Raw genomic sequence first — 8,623 nt, 5'->3', positions numbered from 1 at the left:
AATAGACGCTTTGCCCTCAACAATATGGCGGTACGCTGCGAGCTGAGACTGTGAGTTGAAAATCAATTTGTCACAAATATCCGCCACTTCGAGCACATCATCCTCACTATAACCAACACTGTATGCGTGCGTTTCACCGCCAAAAGTCTCATAGCCCAGCCTTACTTCAAACGGACCAGAGCTGGTCGAACCATCTAAATAAGGCTTGATGATGTCAAATACTCCCCATGTTGAAAAGCATTTCAGAGCTAATACCAGCTTCACGCCAGAAATGTCTTTTAACTGCTTTGCTTTCTCTAGGTTTTCGATCAACTTGTCTTCATTAATCATGAAGTACGGAGTTTTAAGTTGTTCTTTGCTCATAACTAGCCATTTATCAAACTTTCTGCCTCTCGAACTTTCCCCTGTTCAAAAGGAAACTTCTAGAGCGAAAGTGGTCAGCATAAATATGATAAAAGCAGCCATGAAATTTCACCATGACTGCTCAGATCATCTAAACATATTAAGTTAATATTAAAGTTTATTTGTTTAGTTCGTGAATCAAGGGCAAGCCTTTGCCTGCTTCCAGCTCCTGAACATGCCAGTCTAGGCCAATCGATGGCATCGTTTCTAGGAACATATCTGGGTCTAGCTGTTCCATATTAAACACCCCTTTATCAGCCCACTCACCTCGGAAGAATTGCAGCGCTGCGGTGATCGCAGGCACGCCCGTAGTGTAAGAGATAGCTTGGTGTTCTACGTCCTCGTATGCCACTTCATGGTCGGCATTGTTGTAGATGAATACGCTACGCTCTTTACCGTCTTTTTTACCTTGAACCCAAGTACCAATACAGGTTAAACCTGTGTAACCTGGAGCAAGAGACGTAGGATCCGGCAACATCGCTTTTAGTACATGCAGAGGCTGCACGACCGTACCATCGTGTAGCGTCAATGGCTCTGGGCTGAGCAAACCAATATCACGCATCACATTGAAATAGTTTAAGTAACGGTCACCAAACCCCATCCAAAACTCTATACGTTTTGCAGGAATGAACTCTTTCATTGAGCGGACTTCATCATGCGCCATTGAGTACACTTTGTGTGTACCACAATTTGGGAAATCGAACTCCAACATACGAGAATGACAAGGTACTTGTTTCCACTCGCCATTTTCCCAGTAGAACGAATCACCTTGGATCTCGAGCATGTTTGTTTCTGGATCAAAGTTAGTGGCGAACTTTTTACCATGATCGCCTGCATTGACATCCATTACGTCAATCGTATCGATTTCATCGAACAGATGCTTCACAGCGTACGCCGCAAATACCGATACTACGCCTGGATCAAAACCAGCACCGAGAATACCGGTAATACCTGCCTGTTCGAACTTCTCACGATAGCCCCACTGCCAGTCGTAAGCTTGTGGAACTTGCTGCCCCTCAGAACATAGATCAACGGCCACGGATGTATCTAAGTAAGAGACTTTTGCTCGATAACACGCTTCCATAATGGACATGTTGACCCACGGAGGACCCGCATTGATAACGAGATCCGGTTTGACTTCCTCAATCAGTGCAACAAGAGCATCTACGTCATCAGCATTAACTGAGCGCACCTCCAGTTTCTTCGCTGAATCCTTCAGGTTGTTTTTTTTCTGAATCGATTCAATAATCTTCTCACACTTCTCAATAGTACGAGATGCGATTGTGATATCACCCAGAACATCATTGTTTTGTGCCGCTTTGTGCGCAACAACCCAGCCAACGCCACCTGCACCAATCTGTAAAACTGCCATAATTTTCCGTTACCTTTATTAGACTAGCTCAACCACTAGTAGGTTTATTTTCAAGAGCAAAGATTCAAAGTCCGCTGTCGTCAGACAAGGGTTTAAAATCGTAAATTTAAGAGCGGTTTTACCATCAACGATAGTTTCACCGAGAACTGCGATACCACGAGTCAAGGCTTCAAGACGCAGTGTTTTATTCAATTCATCTAAATCGGCTGATGCGCTTGTCATGCGGCCGTTAGTTGCACGAAATAAAACCGTAGAAAGCGTAGGCTCTGCTAAAAGTTCAAACCTTTCATGAGCGCGCACCATGTCGGCAACTTGCTGAGTGAGTACTAATAAGTGATCGTACATTTCACCAAGTACGCTAGGACCGACGTTTTGCATTGTCATAAAGACTTTTAATGCATCAAAACGTTTCGTCGTCGCGATGGATTTGTCGACCAAGTTTGGTAACTCATCGTGTTCTCGGTTTAAATAATCAGCATGATGAAGCAAGAACTTAAAGTTCGATTTGTCATTGATCAGCAGTGCACCACAGCTAATTGTTTGATAGAAAAGTTTGTGGAAGTCGACACTGACAGAGTGTGCTCGCTCTATGCCTTTCAGGCGTGATTTGTGACTACTCAGAATCATTGCGCCACCGTAAGCGCCATCAACATGCATCCACATCTCGTGTCTCGCTGCCATATCAGCTATAAAATCAAGATCATCGATTGCACCGTGGTCGGTCGTACCCGCCGTGCCAACAATAGCAAATGGGATCAGACCTTCAGATTTCGCCTGTATTAGAGCTTGATCTAACTGAGTAACATCCATTGTTCCGTCAGCGTTTACATCGATGGTCATCACGGCTTTCTCACCGAGCCCCATCCAAGATGCTGACTTTTGCACCGTAAAATGTGACTTTTCTGAACAAACAATACGTAATTTGGCTGCGTACTCAGGAAGGCCTAAGTTTTGAATTGAGTGGCCAGTCAGTTTGTCCGCAATCCAGTCACGCGCCAACATTAGGCCCATCTGATTACTCTGAGTTCCACCACTAGTGAAGATGCCGTCAGCCTTCTCTCCAAGCTCGTACTTGTCACACAGCCAGTTAATCATTTTTTGCTCTACATAGGTCGCAGAAGAGGCTTGATCCCATGAATCCATTGATTGGTTCAGCGACGCAATAATGGCCTCTGCCGCTACCGCTGGCATCAAAGGAGGTGTGTGTAGGTGAGCGATACAATCAGGGTGTTGAGTGAAGATTGCATTCTTCGCGACAAGCTCTATTGCTTCATCGATCACAGCTTTTAGCGGTGCGTTTTTATGGTCTAAATCAACGGCGTAAATTGCGGCTTCCAACCGCTTGGGATCCAGTCCAGAATACGGCGCACGCACGTGTTCGAATACCGACTTCATCGCCGCTGTCGTATGGTTCATCACCGATGCAAATTCAGCGCCGCCAAGTTCACCAGTATGAATAAAGTGCTTTTTCCACTCTTCTTGTGACGATGTTTCAACATGACTACCGCCTGCTGCGATAATTGCGTCTTCCAGAACACGAAGCGCAAAGTCAATTTGCTCGAGAGAAATGATAAGTGGTGGGAGGAAACGAATCACAGAGCCGTCACGGCCCCCCTTCTCTACCATCAAGCCACGCTCAAGTGCCGCATATTGAATATCAAGAGTAAGTTGGCCATCCGACAAAGGCTCGCCGAACTTATTGAGTTCGCCGTTTGGATTCTTAATTTCCACGCCCAGCATTAAGCCTTTACCGCGAACGTCTGCGATGCAGTTAACGCGCTTTTGCATACTTTCAAGGCCAAGGCGTAAATACTGGCCTGCGTTGTTGGCGTGCTTAACAAGATTATCGCGCTGGATGATTTCTAGCGCTTTCGCACCTGATACCATCGCTAATTGATTACCTCGAAACGTGCCAGTGTGTTCACCTGGCTTCCACGTGTCGTGCTGTTTGTTGATCACCAATAGTGACATTGGTAAGCCGCCGCCGATCGCTTTAGATAAACACAATATATCAGGCACAATCCCAGCTTCTTCGAATGCAAAGTTGTAGCCGGATTTCCCAACACCACATTGAATTTCATCAAAAATCAGTAAGATATCTTGATCGTCACAGATCCGGCGTAACTCGCGCAGCCAGAACGCAGGCGCAGGAATAACGCCACCCTCGCCTTGCACTGGTTCCACAATGATTGCCGCTGGCTTCATGATACCCGCTTCGTCGTCGTTCAGTAGACGTTCGATGTAACGAATGCTCGCTTTCGCGCCTTCATCTCCGCCTAGACCAAACGGACACCGTAAGTTGTAAGGGAAAGGCATGAAGTGTACGTCTGACATCAAACCCGTCCGGCGAGCTTTGGTGCCCAAGTTCCCCATCATGCCCATGGTGCCGTTCGTCATTCCATGGTAGGCACCACGAAAAGCCAACATAGTATTACGACCTGTGGTTTGCTTCGCTAATTTGATGGCCGCTTCAACGGCATCTGCACCTGAAGGACCACAGAATTGAATCACGCAGTTGTCACTCAATTCTTGGGGAAGGAAGCCCTTAACAGATTTAATAAAATGCGTTTTGGCAGATGTCGCGATATCTAGAGTCTGGTATGGCAAACCAGAGTCTAACTGTGCTTTTAGCGCTTGGTTAATTTCTGGATGGTTGTAACCAAGAGCTAATGTGCCCGCACCAGCAAGACAGTCTAGGAAGATTTGTCCTCGTGTATCTTCAACCAAGCAACCGTAAGCTCGCTTGATTGCGATGGGTAAACGACGTGGGTACGAGCGAACCTCAGATTCATGCTCAGCCTGCTCGAGAAGGACTTGGTCCGGTGTTAAATCATACTTTCCTTCGACAACAGGAACTTGGGAGGAAAAGTAATTTGCGATAGTGTCATCGACTTCAAAAACAGTACTCATACTGCGTAGGTCCTTGGATTATAATGATTCTCTTTCCTGTATTTATTCTTATTCGTATTGAATGTCAGGAATATAGATATACCTCCGCCTTCATCGTTATTTAAACGACAAACACGGATAATCGGCCACGATGAGCGTGACTTTTAGTATGTCTGGAGACGAATCAAGGTTCCGTAATGCATCCGTTTTGTAAAACGGGACATTTTGGCAATATGAAGCTGATTGATGTGTATGTATTTAAAGATTTCAATGTTGGGTTTCCCATTAGCATGCTGCTTTTTACAGCACTAGTATCCCTTCTATCGACACAAGGCTTTGCCGATACCTACCCTACGTAGTATCACCGTCAGCTTGAATGATCACTACGCGTATCCCCCAGAGAATCAAAGTCGTAATAATACGCTCCGAGATTGCGCAAAAACTTATCACAAAATAAAATCTTCTGACAAACTATTTTCGTCGATGCATATTGATTTAGATCACAATCAGAAGCAAACGTTTACTCATCTAGCACAACGTAAGTTCGATATATATCGCATAAAGTCACCCCAAACAAGAAGTGAGATAAGAGGGGGCACGCCTTAAATCTGGCAGTATTGATTGAGATGGGAATAGTGAAACTTCAAAAACAAAAAACCCAGTATAAATACTGGGCTTTAAAATTTGGAGCGACACACGAGGTTCGAACTCGTGACCTCAACCTTGGCAAGGTTGCGCTCTACCAACTGAGCTAGTGTCGCAAATTTTGAGATGGTGCCCCGGGCCGGACTTGAACCGGCACAACGCGAACGTCGAGGGATTTTAAATCCCTTGTGTCTACCAATTCCACCACCAGGGCACACAAATTTAATTTGTGATGCCTTTACAGAAAAGTAAAACACCATCAGATATCGCTAAACGCCATATCATTTTAATTTGGAGCGACACACGAGGTTCGAACTCGTGACCTCAACCTTGGCAAGGTTGCGCTCTACCAACTGAGCTAGTGTCGCATTTATTCCTGAAAGCCATTCACTTTCAAAAAATAATGGAGGCGCCTCCCGGAGTCGAACCGAGGTCCACGGATTTGCAATCCGCTGCATAGCCACTCTGCCAAGGCGCCTCATTTGTGAAAGAATTATAACTTCTATCACCCCCCTTTTGAGCTGTGCTCTCTTGGGTACGACGTGCATTTTACGGATTCGAGCAATCGAGTCAACACTATTTTTATTTTTTTAAATCGTTTGACCAGATTTTGTGCGAAAGGCAGTAAATTGATTAGTTTTGCTACTGAGAACACCCAAAATACTCTGGTTTATCATGGATATTAGGGCATTTCATTTAGCCACTCATCGGTGTTCTTCTCTATTTCAACTGCAGATAATCAACGGAACAGATATGAACAAGGAATGATGCAGAAGAAAGTAAGACTTAGATCACGCTAATCTCGTACGTCTAGCAATCCACATAAAAAAAGCAGGCTAAATTGCCTGCTTTTTAAAATACTATTGCATTGGATTCATTAATGGTGCTCTTCATTGAGCAAATCATCTTTCGCCGCAGCTAAGTACTGAACCATTGACCAGTAAGTTAGGAAGGTTGCAACGTACAAGGCACCAAAGCCCAGCCAAACCATCCAATCGTCATAACGCCAGATGAGTACCCAAAGAGCGAACATTTGGGACACAGTTTTAACTTTACCGACCCAAGAAACCGCAACACTGGCTCGTTTACCAATTTCAGCCATCCATTCACGCAACGCAGAAATAATGATTTCACGCGCTATCATCGTCACTGCGGGGATAGTCACCCAAATGCTATGATAATGCTCTGTAATCAAAATCAATGCTGTAGCAACCAGTACCTTGTCCGCTACAGGATCAATAAAAGCACCAAAGCGAGATGTTTGACCTAACTTACGAGCAAGCATGCCATCTAGCCAATCAGTAAAACCTGCGACCCAGAAAACCATTGCCGCAGCAAAAGGAGCCCAAGAGTATGGTAAATAAAAGACAACCACAAAAACTGGGATTAAGAATAGTCTTAGTAGAGATAGAATGTTCGGGATATTCAAACGCATTTTATTATTCTCTTACACATTGCGGCTTAATGGTGCGGGATTTTCTTTATTGTTTCAATGCTTGGAAAATAATTTCTGCCAAAGAGTGACTAATTCCCGGTACTTTGGTTATTTCTTCGACACTTGCACGCTTCAACTCCTGTAAGCCCCCCATGTATTTAAGTAAGGCTTGACGACGTTTAGGCCCTACCCCTTCAATTCCCTCTAAAGCACTGGTGCGGCGCGTTTTTCCACGTTTCGCTCTGTGCCCAGCAATGGCATGATTATGACTTTCATCTCGAATATGCTGAATCAAATGCAAGGCTGGTGCATCGCTTGGCAAGTTAAATTCGTCACCATCTACGGTAATTAAGGTTTCAAGACCCGGCTTGCGGGTAACACCCTTGGCAATACCAATCATGGTCGGACGCTTGGGCCAATCTCCCCAATATTGACAAATGATCTCATGAGCTCGATTAAGCTGACCTTTGCCACCATCGATGAAGATAATCTCTGGTATTTTTTCAACATCAAGCTGCTTCGAATAACGACGCTCTAGAGCTTGCCCCATCGCAGCGTAATCATCGCCACCAGTAATACCGGTGATGTTGTAACGACGGTACTCTTGCTTAACTGGGCCCTCACTGTTAAAGACTACGCAGGAGGCAATGGTGCTCTCTCCCATCGTGTGCGAAATATCGAAACATTCCATTCGCGAGATAGTCTCCATCGCCAAGACTTCTCGTAGTGCTTTGAAGCGTTGGTTGATGGTCATTTTATGATTGATCTTGGTGGTGATTGCCGTTAATGCATTAGTATTCGACAGTTTGAGGTAACGACCTCGCACCCCTGCTGGTGAGGTGTGGAACTGAACTTTGCGACCAGCCACTTCACTCAAAGCTTGCTGAATAGGTTCGATATCACCACCCAGTTCTTGATTTAAAATGATACGCGTTGGAATAGTGCGGGCTTCATTGTGACTCAAATAGTACTGAGTGAGAAAGCTATCAAACACCTCTTGCTGGCTGGTATTATGCGGGATCTTAGGGAAATGGCTACGACTACCCAACACTTTACCTTGGCGAATCATCAAGATATGAATACAAGCAATACCGTTCTCTTGCGCAAAACCCAGTACGTCCATATCATCCATGCTATCTTCTGAGACGTATTGTTGCTCTTGTACACGTCGAATCGCTTGGATTTGATCACGAAACTTAGCGGCATCTTCAAAATGGAGTCGTTGGCTCGCCACTTCCATCTTCTCGATTAGCTGTTCAAGTACTTGGTTATCTTTGCCTTGCAAAAACAAACGCACGAATCCGACTAGATCTGCGTACTCCTCATCAGAAATAATCGTGCTCACACACGGCCCCGCACAACGGCCAATTTGGTACATCAGACAAGGGCGTGTGCGGTTGGAATAAACCGTATCTTCGCACTGACGAACAGGGAGTATTTTCTGCAAAAGGTGTAACGTTTCCCTCACCGCCCCTGAGTCAGGGTACGGGCCAAAATACTCACCTTTTCGCTTTTTAGACCCGCGATGCATAGACAATCTCGGATGTTTATGACCGCTAATAAAAATGTATGGATACGACTTGTCGTCACGCAGAAGTACGTTGTATTTCGGTAAATATTGCTTGATGTAATTGTGCTCGAGGATAAGCGCTTCCGTCTCGGTGTGAGTTACCGTGACATCAATTTTTGCGATATTACTTACTAGGGCACGAGTCTTCTCACTATCTACTTTGGTGCGAAAGTAACTTGAGAGACGTTTTTTGAGATCTTTGGCTTTACCCACATAAATGACAACAGCCTCGACGTTGTACATTCTGTAAACGCCAGGCTGATGAGTTACTGTCTTGAGAAAGGAAGCCGAATCGAAGGGTTGATTCACA

General features: G+C 45.0%; 4 protein-coding genes, 4 tRNA genes and 1 pseudogene. All 9 read right to left on the bottom strand.

Annotated elements, in window-relative coordinates:
* A pseudogene (locus tag AND4_RS14320) lies at positions 1-363 on the bottom strand (carboxynorspermidine decarboxylase); the annotation flags it as partial.
* A gap of 157 nt (positions 364-520) precedes the next feature.
* Positions 521-1,774: a carboxynorspermidine synthase gene (locus AND4_RS14315; RefSeq protein WP_009843687.1), complete on the bottom strand. Its 1,254-nt coding sequence runs from the start codon at positions 1,772-1,774 to the stop codon at positions 521-523.
* Between the two features lie 18 nt (positions 1,775-1,792).
* Positions 1,793-4,684: a pyridoxal phosphate-dependent class III aminotransferase gene (locus tag AND4_RS14310; RefSeq protein WP_009843686.1), complete on the bottom strand. Its 2,892-nt coding sequence runs from the start codon at positions 4,682-4,684 to the stop codon at positions 1,793-1,795.
* Positions 4,685-5,348: 664 nt separating this feature from the next.
* Positions 5,349-5,424 (bottom strand) — tRNA-Gly (locus tag AND4_RS14305).
* Positions 5,425-5,435: 11 nt separating this feature from the next.
* Positions 5,436-5,522: transfer RNA gene (locus AND4_RS14300), tRNA-Leu, on the bottom strand.
* Between the two features lie 78 nt (positions 5,523-5,600).
* Positions 5,601-5,676, bottom strand: a tRNA-Gly gene (locus AND4_RS14295).
* 36 nt (positions 5,677-5,712) lie between these two features.
* A tRNA-Cys gene (locus tag AND4_RS14290) sits at positions 5,713-5,786 on the bottom strand.
* 399 nt (positions 5,787-6,185) lie between these two features.
* Positions 6,186-6,743 (bottom strand): CDP-diacylglycerol--glycerol-3-phosphate 3-phosphatidyltransferase, encoded by a 558-nt coding sequence (gene pgsA, locus AND4_RS14285; protein WP_005530466.1) that lies wholly within the window; start codon positions 6,741-6,743, stop codon positions 6,186-6,188.
* A 46-nt stretch (positions 6,744-6,789) separates the two neighbouring features.
* On the bottom strand, positions 6,790-8,622 hold the full coding sequence (gene uvrC / locus AND4_RS14280; protein ID WP_083796293.1) for an excinuclease ABC subunit UvrC: 1,833 nt from the start codon (positions 8,620-8,622) through the stop codon (positions 6,790-6,792).
* Between the last annotated feature and the right edge of the window lies 1 nt (position 8,623).

The organism is Vibrio sp. AND4, from assembly GCF_000171815.1.
Classification (GTDB): domain Bacteria; phylum Pseudomonadota; class Gammaproteobacteria; order Enterobacterales; family Vibrionaceae; genus Vibrio.
The sequence above is the reverse complement of the archived record's forward strand: the minus strand, read 5'-3'. Positions and strand labels throughout refer to the sequence as shown.